General features: G+C 46.3%; 16 protein-coding genes, 1 tRNA gene and 1 rRNA gene. 10 read left to right on the top strand and 8 right to left on the bottom strand.

Annotation, left to right across the window (positions count from 1 at the left end):
• Positions 1 to 65: 65 nt before the first annotated feature.
• Positions 66 to 269 carry a hypothetical protein gene (locus PPRES148_RS06935; protein ID WP_149453818.1) on the bottom strand — a complete coding sequence of 68 codons (204 nt, stop codon included), beginning with the start codon at positions 267 to 269 and terminating at the stop codon, positions 66 to 68.
• Between the two features lie 365 nt (positions 270 to 634).
• Here PPRES148_RS06935 and speD point away from each other — a divergent pair, with 365 nt between their 5' ends.
• The 3 genes from speD (at position 635) to PPRES148_RS06925 (ending at position 1,968) form a co-directional block, all read left to right on the top strand.
• Positions 635 to 1,051 carry an adenosylmethionine decarboxylase gene (gene speD / locus PPRES148_RS06930; RefSeq protein WP_149453817.1) on the top strand — a complete coding sequence of 139 codons (417 nt, stop codon included), beginning with the start codon at positions 635 to 637 and terminating at the stop codon, positions 1,049 to 1,051.
• 499 nt (positions 1,052 to 1,550) lie between these two features.
• Positions 1,551 to 1,721 carry a hypothetical protein gene (locus tag PPRES148_RS11605; RefSeq protein WP_187820782.1) on the top strand — a complete coding sequence of 57 codons (171 nt, stop codon included), beginning with the start codon at positions 1,551 to 1,553 and terminating at the stop codon, positions 1,719 to 1,721.
• 173 nt (positions 1,722 to 1,894) lie between these two features.
• A tRNA-Ile gene (locus PPRES148_RS06925) sits at positions 1,895 to 1,968 on the top strand.
• Between the two features lie 1,228 nt (positions 1,969 to 3,196).
• Here PPRES148_RS06925 and PPRES148_RS06920 read toward each other — a convergent pair.
• The 5 genes from PPRES148_RS06920 to PPRES148_RS12965 form a co-directional block, all read right to left on the bottom strand.
• Positions 3,197 to 3,574, bottom strand: coding sequence for a transposase (locus PPRES148_RS06920; RefSeq protein WP_149453816.1), 378 nt, complete (start codon positions 3,572 to 3,574; stop codon positions 3,197 to 3,199).
• A gap of 169 nt (positions 3,575 to 3,743) precedes the next feature.
• Positions 3,744 to 4,343, bottom strand: a complete 600-nt coding sequence (locus tag PPRES148_RS06915) for a transposase (RefSeq protein WP_149453815.1) — start codon at positions 4,341 to 4,343, stop codon at positions 3,744 to 3,746.
• Between the two features lie 200 nt (positions 4,344 to 4,543).
• Positions 4,544 to 5,323 (bottom strand): hypothetical protein, encoded by a 780-nt coding sequence (locus tag PPRES148_RS06910; protein ID WP_149453814.1) that lies wholly within the window; start codon positions 5,321 to 5,323, stop codon positions 4,544 to 4,546.
• A gap of 95 nt (positions 5,324 to 5,418) precedes the next feature.
• Complete coding sequence (locus PPRES148_RS06905; protein WP_149453813.1) at positions 5,419 to 5,664, bottom strand: hypothetical protein; 246 nt, start codon at positions 5,662 to 5,664, stop codon at positions 5,419 to 5,421.
• A 1,473-nt stretch (positions 5,665 to 7,137) separates the two neighbouring features.
• The gene (locus tag PPRES148_RS12965) at positions 7,138 to 8,136 is read right to left on the bottom strand and encodes a collagen-like triple helix repeat-containing protein (RefSeq protein ID WP_223127993.1); all 999 of its coding nucleotides are present in this window, start codon (positions 8,134 to 8,136) and stop codon (positions 7,138 to 7,140) included.
• A gap of 1,049 nt (positions 8,137 to 9,185) precedes the next feature.
• Here PPRES148_RS12965 and spoIVB point away from each other — a divergent pair.
• From spoIVB to PPRES148_RS12955, 4 genes are all read left to right on the top strand, one after another.
• Positions 9,186 to 10,586, top strand: coding sequence for a SpoIVB peptidase (spoIVB, locus tag PPRES148_RS06895; protein WP_149453812.1), 1,401 nt, complete (start codon positions 9,186 to 9,188; stop codon positions 10,584 to 10,586).
• A gap of 722 nt (positions 10,587 to 11,308) precedes the next feature.
• Positions 11,309 to 11,524 (top strand): hypothetical protein, encoded by a 216-nt coding sequence (locus PPRES148_RS06890; RefSeq protein ID WP_149453811.1) that lies wholly within the window; start codon positions 11,309 to 11,311, stop codon positions 11,522 to 11,524.
• Positions 11,525 to 11,696: 172 nt separating this feature from the next.
• Positions 11,697 to 11,828, top strand: coding sequence for a hypothetical protein (locus tag PPRES148_RS12960; protein WP_281289942.1), 132 nt, complete (start codon positions 11,697 to 11,699; stop codon positions 11,826 to 11,828).
• Between the two features lie 950 nt (positions 11,829 to 12,778).
• A complete protein-coding gene (locus tag PPRES148_RS12955; protein WP_281289941.1) occupies positions 12,779 to 12,907 on the top strand; it encodes a hypothetical protein in 129 nt (42 codons plus the stop codon).
• A 1,181-nt stretch (positions 12,908 to 14,088) separates the two neighbouring features.
• Here PPRES148_RS12955 and PPRES148_RS12950 read toward each other — a convergent pair.
• Positions 14,089 to 14,640 (bottom strand): hypothetical protein, encoded by a 552-nt coding sequence (locus PPRES148_RS12950; RefSeq protein WP_149453810.1) that lies wholly within the window; start codon positions 14,638 to 14,640, stop codon positions 14,089 to 14,091.
• Positions 14,641 to 14,890: 250 nt separating this feature from the next.
• The gene (locus tag PPRES148_RS12355) at positions 14,891 to 15,409 is read right to left on the bottom strand and encodes a hypothetical protein (RefSeq protein ID WP_149453809.1); all 519 of its coding nucleotides are present in this window, start codon (positions 15,407 to 15,409) and stop codon (positions 14,891 to 14,893) included.
• A gap of 1,189 nt (positions 15,410 to 16,598) precedes the next feature.
• Between PPRES148_RS12355 and PPRES148_RS11585 the strand changes: the two genes are divergently transcribed.
• From PPRES148_RS11585 to PPRES148_RS06875, 3 genes are all read left to right on the top strand, one after another.
• Complete coding sequence (locus tag PPRES148_RS11585; protein ID WP_187820778.1) at positions 16,599 to 16,739, top strand: hypothetical protein; 141 nt, start codon at positions 16,599 to 16,601, stop codon at positions 16,737 to 16,739.
• Between the two features lie 5 nt (positions 16,740 to 16,744).
• Complete coding sequence (locus tag PPRES148_RS12350) at positions 16,745 to 16,915, top strand: hypothetical protein (RefSeq protein WP_223127992.1); 171 nt, start codon at positions 16,745 to 16,747, stop codon at positions 16,913 to 16,915.
• A gap of 628 nt (positions 16,916 to 17,543) precedes the next feature.
• Positions 17,544 to 19,070: ribosomal RNA gene (locus tag PPRES148_RS06875) — 16S ribosomal RNA — on the top strand.
• The last annotated feature ends 2 nt before the right edge of the window (positions 19,071 to 19,072 follow it).

Genomic DNA, 19,072 nt, shown 5'->3' with positions numbered 1-19,072 from the left:
GAACGGGGTTCTGTCGGGGTGTAGATGGGGATAAATATAGCTTAACTTTCTGTAATTTCTGCCATCTATTGGGGCTGGGGTGGCTTTTGTGCTTGTTGTAATGCGTTAGTAGGATAATAACGGGCGATGAAGTCGTAGCACCGATTGATGCTGCCGCGGTATTCCACACGGTGATCCCTTCTGAACGGGTTGTACCAGGCAAAATAATTGTCTTCGTGGAGGATAGAGGGAGGAATTCCCTTAGCATCCTGTACCACATAGTAGGTCATGTCTGCCCACCTCCCTCTGCCAGTATGTGCGGAGGGTCCCTGTGTTAAACAGGTGGTTCTTTTTTTGTGTTGTGTGTGAGCTGGGTGGAAGGGCTCCCCATGGTGGGTTTTGCTATACGTGGGTAAAGCTTTATCGGGGGCTCTGGCAAGCCTCACTTTTTTTAGGAAATAGGGATGTGCTGATTTTTGGTTGCGGTAGGTAGGAAAGTTGTGCTAAGTTAGACACTGTGACATTGAGCTCAGTAGGATCCAGGATTCACTCAAAGGGTTGGGACCTCACTGGACTAACCTTCCCCCGTGGTGAATGGGAAGATCCTAGCGGAATTTGGCTCACACCAACTTTTTGCTAGGAAGGGGGCCGAAAGATGGGATATTCTACTTTCGGGACACACGTGGCCCTGGATGCCTGGGGTGCGGATTGCGATCTATTGAATGATGTTGAGCGGTTGGAGGTTCATCTGCGGGAGGCCGCTTCGGCCTGTGGTGCGACCGTTTTGTCGGCGCAGGCGAAACGATTTCAGCCACAGGGTGCTACGGTTTTGCTGATGTTATCGGAGAGTCATCTTTCGATTCATACCTATCCAGAGAGTGGTTTTGCTGCGTTGGATTGTTATACGTGTGGCCATGCGGTTGATCCTATGGCAGCAGTTGGTCATATGCTTGGGGTTTTACGTCCTCGGCAGTTTTTTACGAAGATCCTGCGAAGGGGCGTTGGTGCCATTGAGGTGTTGACCTCCAAGGACGTGGGTGTTGATCAGAACCAGGCGAGGTTGACAGTTTGATACGGGTGTTTTTTGCGTTTGCTCCACCACGTTGGCCTTAACTTCGTGGGAGGGAGTGATGGGAATGAATGGGAATCATAACAATGATAGGGTTTTTTATGGGGAATATCGGATGGGGCGGCTTTTGTGGGTGGTTGCATGCTCCTGTTTGGGTAGTACAGTGCGTTCTTTGTGGGGTTGTTGGATTGACAAAGTTTAATTTCTTTGTTAGCCTGTTCTCTGCGAGGTTTTTTTGTTTCCCCTGGGATTTGAATCTGAAGGGGCGAGTTCCTTCTGTGGGGCTTCTTAGGCGATCGTGGTGTCGGGTTGTGGGTGCACGGTTGTAGTAGGCCCTACTCCTTATTTCGTTTTGTGTCGTATCCTGCGGTGGAGTCCCTGTGAGGATCTTTATTAGGATAGGATTGCAGTGTCCCCTCCTCTATCGGGCGTCGGGGGTTTGGTTCTGATCCGGAGCGAAGATTGAGTGGTATGCCTGCTGTATACAGGTGGGGGTCGGTGTTTGGGTGTGCGCCCCACGTTGTGTGGGTGTCTTCCTGGTTGGGGGGGTATTTTGTTTTCCTGTTCGAATGGGATGCGGGGTCGGGTGGTACTGTTGTTGAGTGGGTATGTGTGCTTTGGTAGAGGATCGTCCATTTTGATGGGGGGTTCTGGCCAGCTGTGTGATGAGTAGGTTATAGATTGGTTTTGGATGGGATCATGGGCGTGTAAGTGTGTAGATCGTCCCATATTCTGCGTTTCTTGAGAGTTTGTAAGGTGTGTAGATGAGAAGGTTGTTACTTTTGTTGGTGTATTTGGGGTCGATTTCCCCATGTGTGTTGGATCCTTGGTTGCGGAGGAATTCGTGGGCCTATAGCTCAGTTGGTTAGAGCGCACGCCTGATAAGCGTGAGGTCGGCTGTTCGAGTCAGCCTAGGCCCATATGTCGTATACTTTTTCCCCTTATCTTTTGTGTTTTTTGGTGTAATGGAATGGATAATCGAGCGTGATGTAGTATCTGAGAGGGTTAGCGATGGAGTGAAGCATTTTTTAATTAATTTTATATAATTTTTTATATATAATATTATTTTTACTTATGTTGCTTGTTTCTGTGTACATGCGATATGCGTTTGCGTGTCGAGAATGTTGCTTTTTTCAGTCTTGTGGTTGGCGTAATTGAATTTATGGTTCTTATCCGTATAGAATTATCATAGTAATTATTCCCAGCTATGGAAGAATAGAAAGGGAAATCCCCTTTTGGATGTTTTTGAGTTGGTTACTAGTTGTATTGGTATGAAATATGTATACTGTAATGGGCTTCGTATGGTTAGCTTGTATGCGTGATTTTATAAGGAAAATGTTCATAATCAACGTTTCTATCTGAAATAGTAGTTTCCTGTTTTCTATTACTTTACACTTATTTTATATGTTTTTATAAAATGAATGTAGTATATTACGGTAGAATGGGCGGAAAAAAAGAAAACCCATACTGATCGTGCAATTTCTCGTGGGAGCACCTTTCTTATGGACCTAAGGTTACGCCTTTTGGTAGAGTGGTAACATAATAATATTTCGTTCCTTGGTTGGTTTTGTCTCTTTCGCCCAACTCTAAGGAAACGGATATCGCGTTTCCCTGCATAGGATCCATCCTATGCACTTAAAATGCGGAGCGTGGTAAAAAATACGTAATTTTAAAAATATTACGTATATTATTTAGATTCTTTGATTTCGATGACCATGGGCAAAGCTATCTGGATGAAATAATAATGGATCTTGGCCAAACTGGGTCTCCGCTGTTCATAGCGGGTGAATGAACAGCGGTTTTGGGGTGTGAAATTATTGCATGAATCAGGCAAGCAGTATTATGGAGTAGCATATGAGGAACGGATGGGCAAACAGATCGTTTGAGGTCGCTGGACTGCCCTATAACCAGTTGATAGGCTTCTCCCTTTTCATCATGGACAGCTGCGGCTAAGTACACGCCAAATCTGAGGGGTATGGTATCCCGGGAAAAGTCACAGAGGGAGAGAACGACAACGGACCTGTCCTATACGTTCGGGCGGTATGCACAGTGGCAAAGGGGGATGGGCCCAATTGGGACGCCCACACTGTACAACATAGTACCTTAGTTTGGAATGTCGAAACGGGCAGGGATATCCTCCTCTTCCAACTACCCATGTATTTCTATATGTAAAAAATTATTATGAGGCCCAGGATCTAACACGGGAACTTTGTACGCGGTTTGGGTGTGAGGACGGTTGGATAATACAATCACTATATTTTTGTAATTTTTATCATTCTTAATCCCAAAATACCGGCGCATGATGGACTTGATGAAATAATTTCTACCCTCTGCAACGCTATTGGTCATTCTATAGAGGTGGTAATTGGCGATATAATCCTCGCCGGATTCTAAACTTTTTGCCGCGTTTTGAATGCCCATGCACCGGGATTGTAGTCCTGCTTCCATCAGGGCACGCAGAGTGTCTCGAGCCTCCTGGATCGTATGGAACTCATTGTCATACCAACAATGCCCCAGTGCAGTCACAAACTAGTAAGCTTTCTTCAAATGAGACCAAGAGGAAGTATACTCAAAAACCCTTTTTATGAAGGCTCTCACCTGTGAATCCATGGTTTCCCAATAACGGTTCCTCAAGGCCCCGGGGATTGCCTGCTTTATTTTTAAAAAAAATTCTTTTCTTATTTTTAGTCATGTTTTAACATTCTGATATGAGGTGTTCATACATATAGAGAATATATGATATGCATTCATCAACATCATCCCTAGATAGCATAGATTTTTCATACTGTTCCCGAAAACGGGAGCGGGTTTTCTCTATTTTCTCGTATTGGAGTTTGAGGTCAGGAAAGTATTGGAGTAGTTCCTGCAGTGCCAGTTCATCCTGGGGTGTAAGTTGCTTATAAAGGCTTTTTTGAAGCAAATCCAGAAGCATTTGATCAACAGAATCAACGAATTTTTTATTCTTGAAAAAGCCCGTTACCATTGGATGTAGGGCATAATTCCTTATGTTCATAATAATATGGAATCTGTCATGGATGATCACCGCATCACAATGGTTTTTTTCTATGAAATTACGATAGGACCTAGCGCGATCAATAATAACGGCAGCTGGTTTCAGCCCAAGCAATTCCGGGTGGAACTCCTTGATATTCTTTTCGAGTTCCTCTTGACTTCTCCTCTTGATCACGGCCAATACAGTCTTATGAATCGGATCATGAAATAGGGTTGCGTACTCATTCCCTTTACGTACGGCGGTATCATCGATGCAAAACGATACCATATGTACACAGGGCACAGAGCCGTTTCAGTTCCTGAGGGGGATAACATCACACCTCTTCTTTCTCCATCGTACATAATGATATTTTTCTGACTTCGATCCATCAGCGGGAGTTCGTCCGAACTATCAATTTTATCAAGATCTGTTGATTTTACTATATTTTTGTTCCCTGTCTCGATGATCAAATGCAAAAGTTTCTGTATTTATTCTGGACTGACTTACCGGTTTTGATATCTTTTCAGGGTCTCCTCTTCCAGCTTCTGTCCTTGTCCTTGTTCAGGAAGGGATCCCTCAAACAACATCCCATAAGCTGTCTTTTCTGGAATCCCATGATACTTCGCAGAAGCTTTTGCTGTTGAAACGCTTGCCATATCAGCAACTGATTTTTTACATGCCTTTGTGTAAGTATTCTTAGGTTCAATTATGGAATACACATGGGTAACATCTTTCCCGCACAACGGGCACTCCCATCTCTGTGTACGCATAATCGATAAACAAAGCCAGTCATTGATGATTCCGTGTTTTATAATTCTTGGTTTATCCTGAAAACCAGCTTTGTTTACCCGGTATCCCGTTTCCACCAAACAACACCCGCAGGCAGTACACCTTGTTTCAGGTGAAGGTTGCTTTGCGCGGGATTCAAGTATGGTCAGCGACACCCTCTTCCCAACAGGTCCGTGCTTTTCCGGGAGATGTGCTGCCACCAAGCCTACTACCTCTATCTCGGGTATTCCATGGGCGGAGAGGGAAATACCGGGTTTTGTTATATTGTGATTGAACTCCCTTATTGCTACCGCATCCTTCAAATTTTTCACATGATCCGGATCTAAGAGAATAGAGACAGTAGTCTTTTCCGTTTCTTCAACAGATTGATCTTTAGGCATAGTCATATCATCCAGTACATCCTGATAACCTCCCGTTTTCAACCAGGCATAGGCGCTTGTCAAGGGTAGCTTGTACCGATTGGGGATCCTTTTGTATTTTTGGGACAACGACACGGACTGCTTCTGTACAGGGTATTCCCCATAGCTGCATGATGGACAAGCTTTGTTTCAGATAGTCGATAAAGCCCTCCTCTGTCTTAGGAAGATATTCAAACTGTTGTGGAATCCACATTCGGTCCATCAACCACAGGTAGTAGTTCCCAACGACACATCCTTGTGAAGGTTCTGCCTCCTCTAGAGCCTTTTTGAGTGTTCTGGCTATCCCACTCAAAAATATCTATATCACTGAAGCCAAGGTTCCGTAATTTCCCAATCACCGCTTCAAGCAGCATCGTTGTGGTTATAAAATCTTTGGCCCAATGGGTGGTTTGTAATTGATATTTGTTAGAAGCCAAAAACTGAATGCTCCCTAGGACGGACTCGAGATCCAAATCCCGGGTTGGGTTTATGTTCAGAAGAACCTCGGAAAGGTCCCGGACCCTACTCTGGAAAATGCGTCCACAGTGTTTGGGTACGTCCGATAAACCGACTTCAACACAAGATATTACGCTGTCTATACTGCCAAGGGGATTTTTGTGGTAGAGTGAAGATAGGTCATTAGTTCTAATACCTGCTTTTCCATAGGAATCTGGACGTTCTCTATGGAGCATTATAGCAGAAGAGGGGCTAATGACCTAATTTTTTTGTTGTTTTCTTAATAACTATCAAATTAGGGGACTATGATCCTTAATTTTACAGTTATTCAGATAGGTGCCCTCTAGCAAGCATCTTATTCGTTTTCTAATACGTCACCGCCCACCCGATTCCTATAAAAAAATTCATGCTAAAGAGTCGTCGTTCATCTACCCGCTATGAACAGCGGAGACCCTCTTGTGTCCTTCGCAAATAGGAGCTGGTAGAACGATACAGGTATCGCTGGGGTACGAGTTTATATCTTCCTCTCCCTCTACCTATAAAATAATAAAATTTTTTATTTTTATGAGGTAGCATATCATAAAGATGAGCGAAAAAGGACAGGAATTTATCACCATTTTTGACAAATCAGGATCAGGGTTGAGTATTTAGTAAATACGTTAAGAAAAGGGAGGATAGGGGCTCGGGCCCAAATGTATTTTTATTATTTTAATATAATAAAAATATCGTAAATACGAATCTGTGAAGAGGGTCCCGGGGATGATTAGGAAATCCTTCCCGAAAACCTTGTTCATAAATTCACTACTCACAATGGGATACTGCCATCACCTTTATGATCCTGGCTAGGTCTTCAGCTGGAATTTATGGGGGGGTGTCTGGTTTTGTACGGGAGTTCCCCCAGGGGTTTCGTGGAAATTTTTTTAGGATTTCATAATGTTAGAAATGAGGTTTTTGGATTTATATTCATAAAATTAATTATTTTAGTAAATATAAAAACGAAAATCTTTACCTATTAAAATCTATCTGGGTGGTATGGTGCATGATGCATTGGGATAGCTGGTTAGGCCTACCATTATTCCTACCATGATTTGGATTGAAGTAGTTTGAATATTTCAGCTGGGTTCGTTTGTGTTTATCGATGTACCCTCATTACCCTTACATGATTCACCACCCATTTCCTGGATTTCTGAATTGATGGTTGGATTGAAATCTAGAAATACTGAATTTGTTTGGACCATAGTCATTCAGGAACCTAAATGGTAAACGACGCCAGTCCTACCCGACGCGGGTGGACCGGTTGTGATGTCGGGGTTTACTTGAAATTTACTTTTGAGAAAATATTTTGGTAAAGAAAATAAATTTGAATGTAATGTTCGTGTGAGAAAAGTTTTTAGATCATGGGAGCGTGGTGTTTTTACGTTGATGTTGGTTTCATTGAGCCAAATGGTAAGTCGTTAAGCGAGTTTTACAATGGTGGTGATGATTAATATAATGCCAACGGGACTAATACCATAGTTAATGGCGCAAAGTTTACTTGTTTCGGAATCCGAATTCACTATGAAGGAATTTGAAATTGCTGCCATATCTGTTGTTGCAGAATAGAAAATACTCTGTGGTAGAAGGTTTCCATTCAATTGGAAGGCAAACGACATGAGTTGGTTTTCGGGGGAGGTTGCGCTAATGTACACGTTCACTAGGTATTGTTGACAAGGGGCTAGTAGGATGCACGGGGGACATAGACAAATGGCATTGCAATTGACAATGTCCGTTGTATTTATAGGGATGATAGTATTTACAGGTACAATGACGCAGGGGTTTTCAAATAGGGACCGAAAGGTTCCGTTGTTGGCCGTTTGTAAGGGTCCGGCGGGCCCTGTAGCTCCTTGTGGTCCCATGGGTCCAGTGGGGCCTCTGGCGCCCGTGGGTCCCGAAATCCCTGTTCCTGGGGGTCCCGTTGGTCCTGTGGATCCCGTGCTCCCCTTAGTTCCCGCAGGACCTGCGGGTCCCGTTGGTCCTGTAGATCCTGGTGTACCTGGCGTACCGGGTGCACCTGGTGCGCCAGGTGCACCCGGGGGACCTGTTGGCCCCGGAGGACCTGGTGTACCTGGGGGACCACATGGCGGCCCCGGGGGTCCGGTAGGACCTGGCGGTCCCTGCAAAACCTGTGCATTGAGGGCGGTACTCAACTTGGAATCTAGGATCAGTTCCTGACGTAGCAGACTTTCCATTGTATCGAGGATGCTGTGGTTGACACTAAGGATATCAGAAATTGTGGCAGCTGGGCATTTGCCGGTTTGTCCTTTGAGTGTACCTAATAGAAATTGGAGTTTTTCACCTTCGGCATTGATAATATGAGATAGACCCAATTCTTCCATGGCTATAGATGCAACGATAAGATTGATGACGTCATTACGTGTCAACGGGGTAATGGAAGGTAGGGAAGGTAAACTCATGAGAAGCACTCCTTAATGGAATAATCCTAAAATTCATACTCTGAGACAGGTGCGTTGCGTTCGTTGTCTTTGCATAGTCTTTCAGGTGTATTCCCTATCCCTAGTTTGGGTGGGATTTTTGCCTATGCTCATGGTTTTGTAGGATAGGTATGATCAGCAAATCCCTTTACAGAAAACTATGCAGTCTATAGTTGTGCAACGAACCCGATACATTTCGTTACGCTGATGATAATGTGACCGGTAAACTGGTTTTCTGTTGGTTGATGTGATTATAGAGAGTTGGTCTTTTCTTCTTTTTCGGGGATATTTTTCGGGATCCCACGATCAGTAATTCATTTTAGGTGCCCACGGCTTTTCACGTTGCAATGGCCCTGTTTTCCTGTTTCGCGACAGGAAAATCGTGGGCTTTTTTTGTTCATTAAGAATGCCCTGATGGGTGATTACACCGGTATCTTATGTCCCTATTGGGTTATAAATTGTGTGTATGCCTATGGAAAGAAAAATAGGCTCTTGTTTACTGATCTTGCGAATTTGTGTAGGTTACTGGTGATCGGAAGCTGAATGGGGGATGGCGTGGAATGAATCCATTTTTTTAAATTTAAATCATTTATCATTTAATTTTTTGTTTTTTAATAAAAATTACCAACATCTTTTGTGCATAATAATATACTGTCTAGATTAATATTACACTTTTTATGTAGATCCAATGACACATCATGGTTTCTTATCGCAGGGACCCTTGTGTTTGATTGTAGTTATTCGTGGGATGATTCCTTTTGGGAACGGTGAATGGTATAGGGAACTCCCCAATACAGTGTTGCCCCCATTCCTAACAGTATTCCAATGTTTTATTTCCTCCAGAATGAAAAATATTTTGATACATTACTCCATATTTTCCGGAATTATTTTCAAGGTCCTTTAGGCAGGATTTATGGGACATAGCGTGTCCTCTGCCCGGGCAGGGTAAAGCTGAGGGTGGAGCGGCACCCCAATGGATTTATAGTTATCTTCGGTTCACAGTGTGGTCGGACACGGGAGTGTGGTGCAGGTTGACACGGCAACGAATTGGACGGTGGATTGGACTTCTTCTCGTGATCTGCCTGCTTGGCATTGGCACCAGTGGAACATTCCAAGATTTCATCGGCCTACCAGCCGAATTACGGCTTTTTTTAGGACAATCCCGACAGCTACATTTTCATATTCCGGTTTCAGCCGTTGCTAGTATTACGGATCCCAGTGTTGTACAGATCAACGGATCGCACGATCAACAGGTATCCCTGGACTTATCCCAACCCGTTCGTTTGGCTCCGCGGTCTACGGGGAATACGGACCTTATCCTCAAATTGTTTGGACAGGTGCCCATCAAAAGGCTGAGTGTAAGGGTACTGCCAGCCGTTAAGGTAATTCCGGGCGGGCAATCCATCGGTGTTAAGGTATTATCAAAGGGCGTATTGGTTGTGGGTCATCATTTAGTGGCTACCAATGAAGGCTTTCCCCATTCACCGGCAGAACGAGCAGGTATCCACGTTGGTGATTATATAACTCGTGTCGCTGGGCACCAAGTGAAGAGGGTTCAGGATATTGTGGAGGCTGCGGGTAAGGCTGGCGAACAGGGTGTCCCCCTTGTGATAACTGCAGTCCATGATGGTGAGGAAAGGGAGGTTCGCGTCCAAACTGCTTTTGACCGTTATGAAAAAACGCACTGCCTAGGGCTTTATATTCGTGATTCAGCAGCGGGTGTTGGTACCCTTACCTTCTATGATCCCCAGCGAAAAGTGTATGGCGCGTTGGGGCATCGTATTGCTGATGTTGATACGGGTCAGCCCATTCGTCTTAGCGAGGGACGTATATTGGGCTCTGACGTAACCTCTATTCAACGGGGTCAGGCTGGGGAGCCTGGTCAAAAACGGGCTATTTTTCTCCAAGAGGATCAAATTATTGGTAATGTTAGGAAGAATACTTCCTTTGGGATCTTCGGGGACATGAGGTCTGCTCCACCCGGTACCTCCGAATGGAATTATCCCATGCCTGTTGCCCTTCCTGAACAGGTGGAGGAAGGATCTGCGAAGATTTTAACGGTTGTTGAGGGACAAAAAGTAGAGGCCTTTTCTATTAATATTGAGCATGTAGCTTCCCAGCATTCCCCGGCCATGAAGGGTATGGTAATCAAGGTTACAGATCCACGCTTGCTCGAGAAAACAGGTGGAATTGTTCAGGGGATGAGTGGTAGCCCCATCATTCAGAAGGGTCGGCTTGTGGGGGCGGTAACCCATGTTTTTGTGCAGGATCCTGTTTCAGGTTACGGAACTTTTTTGGAGTGGATGTTGCAGGAGGCGGGTTTGGTAGCCAATGGAGAAACAAAGGAACAACCGGCAGTGGGTCCCCTTACGGTACCTGCCATCGGTTGTTCGTTATTCTCCCGTAGTGATGTGGAGACCCCCTGTACGTGATTTTAGATTCCTGGGGGAATGGGTGCCCGGTTTTGTATTTTCCATTGATGTCGAGTGAGTTCGGTTCTCCCAGTCAATCCTTCCACAGAATCACACGCAATACTCTTGCATTATGCTGCTTTTGTGGTCCCATCCTACCCCAGAGCGTTCAATTGATGCCTATGGGTGGAACATTCCCTTTTTTCGGACCCTCCTCCAAGGCCAAAACATTGTGATCAGGGTCGCGTGGAGCTTTTTTTAGATGTGGGGGTAAAAGGATCCGTAGTAATCAATCCAATCCCCCAATCTTAGATTGGATCGTTCCCCTCGTGTTTTTGTGTGGGTTTTCTATATGGCTTCAAACGTCCCCTTTTTTCTGCTGGACAATTTTTTTCCTTTCTCTTTGGCCAATGGTTGGATTGTAAAACTAGGAACCTTTCCCTTTCATACGGGTTATGAATTGGCGTGGGCTAAATGTAAACCTCAAGGAATCAGAGTGGATTCCCTTTACAGTGGAGTGATGGGTGCCTCTTTTTGTGCGTTCCCCCGATCCAAGACTCTAGGGGGGAGTTATTCCAGTAGGTTGATTTGATGGGGTTTTTTGATAGGTAATGGAAAAAATAACCTGATCATAGAATTTTTATGGGGGTACCATTCTATTATCAGGTTATTTCCTTTTTTTACGGAAAATAATATAATATTTTATTATTTTCCTAATTTTTTATTATATTTCCACAATGGAGATGCTTTGCAATGAGGCGGATCCTCCTACTGCAAAGGAGAGAATGCCAGGGTTCGGAGATGATGGTACAGAGAAGGCTACAGCGTTGACCAGATTTCCCACATTTGTAGACGTTACACTGTTCAATACAGTTCTATTGGGCGATACACCTGTACTATCATCGGAGCTGAACTCAATGGAACAATCTGATAAGAGGAATCTGTTGCGATATCGATAGTAGACGAGGGAATTGAGAGTGAGAGGGAAGATCCTCTGATGGCATCAATGGAACACAATTGCGGGGCCTGGTTCTTCAGGCAAGGGGCCCAAACTGGCTTATAGAAAGCCGCTTCTTGTAAAGTCCCCCTTTGTTTCCGTCGTTTCAATGGGTCCTGCGGGGTTGGTTGGTTTTGTTGGATAAGGGGGCCAAGGTGGGCAGTGACAACGTGGGCATTCGGGAACAGCAGCTCAAAACACGCGCAGCACAAACGGGACGGCAACAGTTGCTGATGGAAGAAAAGGAGCACCGTCGATTATGGTGACGATGACCATGGTGACGATGACCGCAAGGAGAGCAAGACATTTATAACACCCCTTTGTTGTTTTTTGTGAGCCCCTGTTCTTATGGTGGGGATCTGGAATCATAAATTGTTGGGTGAATGAGTGGCCTATGGGGAATATCGGTGGTTGTTCTGGGGTAAAATCCCCTTTTTCTTTTCCGTGTGATTCAATCGGGTTTCGGGTATGAATTACTGTTGTAGGAAAGGAAGTTAATTCAGGATTCAGAACTTTTGGCGTAGAAAGGACAATGGCGTCGATGGTGGGGGAGGTACGGTAATAGAGGATCCCCCTGGTCCGATTGGTTCTGTTGGGCTGAGGGGCTGGGGCGGGTAGCAACCATAGCACTTCTTAACGGGTATCCGGGAACAGCAGCTTAAAACGCGGGTGGTACAAACGGGACGGCAACAGTTGCTGATGGAAGAAAAGGAGCACCGTCGACTATGGTGATGATGACCATGGTGACGATGACCGCAAGAAGAGCAAGACATTTTTGGACACTCCTCTGTTGTTTTTTGTGGGCCCCTATTTTTTACGGTGGGGATCCGTGTGTCGTGTTCTATGAGGGATGGGTGAGGATCCCCCGGAATCGGCAGGTGGTATGCAGATTTCAAACCGCCCAGATCTGCTGTTGTAAAGAGCAATGGTGGTGAGCGTACCGGGAAAAGGCAGGAGAAAGATTCCTGAAAGGTGTGAATCAGGGAGATTAGTAAAATGAACCATTTTAGGAAAGCATCGAAAGACACAGTCGATGTCGAAACAAGGGTATCGGATCTTATCTTTGGAACGAAGCCATGGGGGGTGAACTACCTATTGTCTTGGCGGTATCTGGTGCACAGATGGAATGAACCTGATGTAGGACGAGAAACTGTTGCAGGGATACCTGGCCTCAACCAGGGTTAAAGGGCTAATAAGGGGTATATCGGGGCTTCCCGTGAACAGAGTCGGATCAACTCGTAGTAGTGAAGAAGCTCTTGTAATAGGGGTGGAGCGAAGGGGAGTTGAATGGTCTGCCTGGACCAGCCAACATACAATCCGAAGCAAGGAGATGATCGTGAGTTAGACCTGATGGGTCCAACTGGATGTACAGTCTGAGATAAGGAGATGATCGCAAGTTGGACCAGGCAACATTGATTGGATCGAAACCTGGATAGAACACAGCAGAGGAAGGTACGGAGAACGTAACATCAGACTGGGGTTCTAAATGGACAAAATTCTATGGGACCCTTTCCCCCTCCCCGTCATTCAATTTGATGATGGGAAAGGTATGAGGGATGTCATAGAGAGTTCCCTATTAGGTATGGATAAGCGTAATCAGGGGGCTTGATGGTGCGGCCCTTAGCAGAGAATCCGAGACTAAGCCCATGAAAGATCTTACCTGCAAGGTACTACTGTTATATATTATATATATTAAAAATAATTAGTAATTTAATATCGATTTTCTATTATATTTTGTTTTTAGTATGATTGAATGTATTTAAATATTATTTTTAATATTTTTTTATGTACGTTAGAAAGATTATTTTCCATTTTGAATTCTGGATCACGGTTTTCTCGATTTTTGGTTCGCCAGGTCATTGTTTTGTTGGTTAAGGTTAACACCTCCCATCTGTCAAGACATTATGTCTATGGTAGAAAGAACATGGACCTTTCGGTGCTCTTTTCGCAACGAGAGAAGTCAACGGACGGGTTGTTCACTCTATCTCCACTGAATCCCTCTCTATCCATGATTTTTCCTTCTGGATACTAATCCTTTTTAGGATCATATGGTATTGTGGATACGGTTGCTCTTATGCTTTTCTTCCTTGGTTTTGTTTTTTCGTGACGATCAATACTTCTCCCGAGGTAGGGGAATGGGCTGTCTATTTTTTACCTTTTTTACATTCATAGTAATTCTTCGTTCAGAGCGAATGTCTATAGAACTGTGATGCGGGGTTTATTCATATGGAATACCTATAAAAAAACATGAACGAACATGTTAATATATAATTTATATATTATAATTTAATAATAATTAATGTATGTAATTTTATATGTATTTTGTAAAAATATTAGTTGTATTCAGGATAAGAACTATATTTTTGCTCCATCGATTTGAGGGGAATTCCCTTTTGGGAATTCCCCTCGTATATGTCTGAATGGAATTCTTAATGAAGGAATGGTTCAACCATGTTTGTTCCTCTGGTTTGGGGGGATTTGCGGGGGTGTCCTCCCATACCATGGTGTGGTGATCCTGATTATGGTTCAACTAATGGCAAATAGGACAAGTCGGATTCCATTAATTATTGCTGGGGTATTCGCTGTATTGACGATTTGCAATTTACCAATACCAGATGGGGGGGTAGAGAAGATTGCTGGTGCTGTTACTGTATCTGCTCCAGATATGGAAGCCCCAGGGATTTCATTACCGTTTAGGTAGTAGGAAAAGTTTGCACCCTCTAGGGGAAAACCGGATACAAATACGGCGTGGTAAATTCGGTCGGGGGCCAAGGGTATGTCATCAGTGGGCGTTGTGATCTTGGTAAAAATCCCGTTGGATAGGGTGATATTGGTAAAAGTGACGGGTTCGCCGCCTCCTATGGTCACGCTTAGGTTGAGGTTTTCTATACTGATGTTGTTGTTGGTATAGCCGGGTATGCCTGGACGCCCCGCAGGTCCTGCCGGTCCATCGGATCCTGGAGGTCCCATGGGACCTGGATCGCCATCGGGTCCCATGGGACCTTGTTGTGGTAAGACGGTAGATCCCAATGGCTTTGTTGTGTCCATACTGTGGGCGTTTTTAGGTGGAGGTAGCATTTCTATCATCCTTTTGTTTTAGGTAGTGTCGGTAGTTGCATATTTTTGACATTGGGTGCCCTCATTGGATATGGATCATTTAGAAATGAACTCATTTATGGTTGGATCCCATATTGCTCTAACATAGGGCAATAACAGGTGGGTTCCTTTTACAAATGAAGGATGTTTTTAGAGAATTTGGTATAGTGTGGGTGGTAGACTCGTAAGGGGGATTTTGGATTCAGCTCCATTTATTCTATGCCAAGTATTTCTATCCAAGCCTAAAAATCATTAGGCGAATACCATTGAGAATGGTTTCGTTTTCCATGGTGTTGACTACTTGTAGTTTGCTCATATACCCCGGGGGGGTAGAAAAGAGGGCGGGAACAGTTACCGCATTGGACGCGTAGATAGCTGCGCCATCGATTTCCTTATCATTCAGAAAGAGGGAAAAAGAGGCACCTGTAGGTGGGAAGCCTGCAAGGAAGGAGACATAGTATGTTCCTTCAGGTTCTAATTGCACATCGGAGGAGGGGGGGGTGATTTTGATGGAGTTTCCATTGGATATGGTGACGTTGTTGAACACAACGGGCTGGTTTTCTTTAATGGTGGTTCCCACGGAGAGATTCTCTGTACTGAGGTTGTTGTTACTAGGGGCCGGTCCTCCCGATCGTCCTGCGGGCCCGGCAGGTCCCTGTTTACCAGAGGGTCCAGGGGGTCCAAGGGGTCCCTGGGGTCCTTTTTCCCCGGGAGGGCCTATGAGAACTGTATTTTCAGACGAGTTTGACATAATATCAGTATCCCCTTATCGTTTAATTTTTCTGGCTGGAAGTTACTGAGATGGGGCTTGTTGTACAAATTCGGGGTTCATAATGTGTGGGATTATGGCGCTACCCAGTGGGAAATTCCTGTGGGGTAGTCAGGAATCTTTAAATTTTAAACTCAGAAATGGAGTGAATCTGGGGGTAGTATGAACCGAAAAAACTATGCACTTATGAACACAACGAACCGATGTAGGTATAGGAGTGCGGTGAAAGGGAAAATGTCTCAAGGAAGGCCCCCCCTTCTTTTCTCTAACTGCTTACTATGAACGTATTTAGATCATCGGTAGTAGCTAGGATGAATTGGACTAGGGGTTGGTTCCGGGGGGCCCTCCTTCTTCTTCCTTGTATCTAGCTTGGTACATGCACCCGAAACAGGAGGACAGTCTATGAAGGGGACTACCTACTGTGTTCCGTTCGGGGATGGATGATCTTTGGGTAATAATGAAACTTCGTGGGGATAGGGGGATTGAATTGCTTAGCCTGGTCCAACCAACGGACAATCGGAAAAGCGAGGGATGATCGTGACTGAATCGAGCGTCAATCTGGATCGAAACCCGGCAAGGGAGGCGATGGGATCGGATGGAACGGGACATTCATTGTTGGGTCTGGGTCCATAATGGAAGGAAATCTGTCTTCTGACCCGGTGTTCTATGGGTGGGGTGGGGATCCTGAAGTCAGGTGGGGAGGAAAGATTTCCTCCTGTCCAGTTCCGTTCTCGATCTTTACACTGTTCATGGGAATTGTTCTGGAATGTAGTGGATCGGGATTTGGAAATGTTACTGGAACTATGTTTGGGGGACTATTATCGACGTCTAGGGGGGTTTATTGAGTTCCTTCCTGGCCAAATGGACGGTATAGTCCCTCATTTTTACCTTCACCCCACTATGGGGATGGCGACTAGTAGATAGGGTTTGGGGGACCAGACATGAAAATAAATATAGTGACCTCATAAATTCCTTAGGAAAAGCTTTGCGCGGGTGCGATGACGATGTTTTGTCCTGGCAGATTAGCACCGGAGGTGACACAAACGCTAGGATGGGCAGTGAGGGTTGCATAACACGGGGATAGTATGTGTAGTAGCTCTGCAGGGGGTTCGTCCAGGGGACCCATCCGTTCGCCCGTCTTGTGGTATCCTTATCTAAAGGATGGGATGGTGTGTGTGCCAAGCCAGGTGTCGGGAGGGATGGGGAAGGGACCTCGGGGTCCGATCGATGGATGATGGGTTCTGAACTGTCCCCTAGCGCGTCCGATGTCAACAGAATGAGGCGTGAGTGGGTTTGGTTAGTGGGGGATTAGCGTGAATGAACTGGATGATGATGCATCGAAGATGCATCGAAAAGCTGAGTTTAGGTCAAGACCAGAAGGGTATGGCCATCGATTCTAAATCTATCCTAGGGTTAAGGGGGACCGATTCACTGTTCTGGCAGCGTGCTACGTATAGCAGAATAGGCTCAACACAGGCTTTTCTGTGAAACCTGGGGGGCCCTGTCGCATGGGGTTCCTAGCTATCACCGGATATGAGGGGGCCAGGGGTAATGGTCTGGTGGGTTCTCGTGCACAGACCCGGACAGTCCATAGTAGTCCCACATAAGTAGTAGGGAGGCTTCTGTAATGGAAGAAGTGGGGTAAGGGAACCGATTCACTGCAACAATCCCCATAATCGAAGTGTGGTCTGAAGATTGGGATGATGGGATGGAAAGAGTTGGATAGCGTGTGAGTGTTTTGGTTCCGGTTCTGTAAGGGGCGGCTCGGTTGAAATACCGGGTCTGCTTGGCGGATTGGATTATGGTCCCGGCATGGGGGAGGTCATAGTTGGGAGTAGGTTATGCGGGCAGGCCGTGGGAAGTGATTCTCGGCATCTGCAAAAACCCGGACGAAAATTTGTTGCATGTTGTTGTTGACATATGGGATCCGGATGGAATACAATAAAGGGGTAGGGTTGCTGTTGACCTTAGCGGGTTTGATAGCGCATTGCCTTTGTGAGTGGGTGTGTTCCTTGACAACCGAAGAGTGATAGCATTGAGTGCCTAGAGTGTAGTGCGCACCGTTCGTTATGGATGGATTGCGCAAAGAAGGGCGTATGCGTCCTTTTGTTTTATTTTTACGAAGAGTTTGATCCTGGCTCAGGACGAACGCTGGCGGCGTGCCTACTACATGCAAGTCGAGCGCGCCCCTTCGGGGGCGAGCGGCGGACGGGTGAGTAACACGTGGATAACCTGTCCAGAAGCCGGGGATTACCCCTGGAAACGGGGGTCAATACCGGATACGCCTTCCGGATCGCATGGTACGGAAGGGAAAGGTACCTTCGGGTGCCGCTTTTGGGTGGATCCGCGGCGCATTAGCTAGTTGGTGAGGTAAGGGCTCACCAAGGCGACGATGCGTAGCCGGCTTGGGAGAGCGGACGGCCACACTGGGACTGAGACACGGCCCAGACTCCTACGGGAGGCAGCAGTAGGGAATTTTCCGCAATGGGCGAAAGCCTGACGGAGCGACGCCGCGTGGGTGAAGACGGCCTTCGGGTTGTAAAGCCCTGTTCATCGGGAAGAAGAAATGACGGTACCGGTGAAGAAAGCCCCGGCTAACTACGTGCCAGCAGCCGCGGTAATACGTAGGGGGCGAGCGTTGTCCGGGATGATTGGGCGTAAAGGGCGTGTAGGCGGATGTATAGGTCGGGCGTGAAAGGCACGGGCTCAACCCGTGTAAGCGTTCGAAACGGTGCATCTTGAGTGCGGTAGAGGGAAGCGGAATTTCTGGTGTAGCGGTGGAATGCGTAGATATCAGAAGGAACACCGGTGGCGAAGGCGGCTTCCTGGACTGTTACTGACGCTGAGGCGCGAAGGCGTGGGGAGCAAACAGGATTAGATACCCTGGTAGTCCACGCGGTAAACGATGAGTGCTAGGTGTAGGGATGCTCAGCATCTTTGTGCCGAAGGAAACCCATTAAGCACTCCGCCTGGGGAGTACGGTCGCAAGGCTGAAACTCAAAGGAATTGACGGGGGCCCGCACAAGCGGTGGAGCATGTGGTTTAATTCGATGCAACGCGAAGAACCTTACCAAGGCTTGACATCCCGATGAAAGGCCTCGAAAGAGTGCCGTGCCCCCTTCGGGGGGAGCATTGGTGACAGGTGGTGCATGGTTGTCGTCAGCTCGTGTCGTGAGATGTTGGGTTCAGTCCCGCAACGAGCGCAACCCTTATCTCCGGTTGCCAGCACGTAAGGGTGGGCACTTTGGAGAGACAGCCGGCGAAAGCCGGAGGAAGGCGGGGATGACGTCAAATCATCATGCCCCTTATGTCTTGGGCTACACACGTGCTACAATGGCCGTTACAGAGGGAGGCGAAGTCGCGAGACGGAGCGAATCCCAGAAAAGCGGTCTCAGTTCGGATCGCAGGCTGCAACTCGCCTGCGTGAAGTAGGAATCGCTAGTAATCGCGGATCAGCATGCCGCGGTGAATACGTTCCCGGGCCTTGTACACACCGCCCGTCACACCACGGGAGTGGGTCACACCCGAAGTCGGTGAGGGAACCTGGTTCGCCAGGACCCAGCCGCCGAAGGTGGGGCTCGCGACTGGGGTGAAGTCGTAACAAGGTATCCCTACCGGAAGGTGGGGATGGATCACCTCCTTTCT

This window comes from Pasteuria penetrans, assembly GCF_900538055.1.
GTDB classification, from domain to species: domain Bacteria; phylum Bacillota; class Bacilli; order Thermoactinomycetales; family Thermoactinomycetaceae; genus Pasteuria; species Pasteuria penetrans.
This window is presented reverse-complemented; position numbering and strand designations above follow the sequence as displayed.

Coding starts and splice junctions, on each gene's coding strand:
- PPRES148_RS06935 (WP_149453818.1), bottom strand. CDS start 269: ATGACCTACTATGTGGTACAGGATGCTAAGGGAATTCCTCCCTCTATC.
- speD (WP_149453817.1), top strand. CDS start 635: ATGGGATATTCTACTTTCGGGACACACGTGGCCCTGGATGCCTGGGGT.
- PPRES148_RS12965 (WP_223127993.1), bottom strand. CDS start 8,136: ATGAGTTTACCTTCCCTACCTTCCATTACCCCGTTGACACGTAATGAC.
- PPRES148_RS06890 (WP_149453811.1), top strand. CDS start 11,309: ATGCTTTGCAATGAGGCGGATCCTCCTACTGCAAAGGAGAGAATGCCA.
- PPRES148_RS12950 (WP_149453810.1), bottom strand. CDS start 14,640: ATGCTACCTCCACCTAAAAACGCCCACAGTATGGACACAACAAAGCCA.
- PPRES148_RS12355 (WP_149453809.1), bottom strand. CDS start 15,409: ATGTCAAACTCGTCTGAAAATACAGTTCTCATAGGCCCTCCCGGGGAA.
- PPRES148_RS12350 (WP_223127992.1), top strand. CDS start 16,745: ATGAACTGGATGATGATGCATCGAAGATGCATCGAAAAGCTGAGTTTA.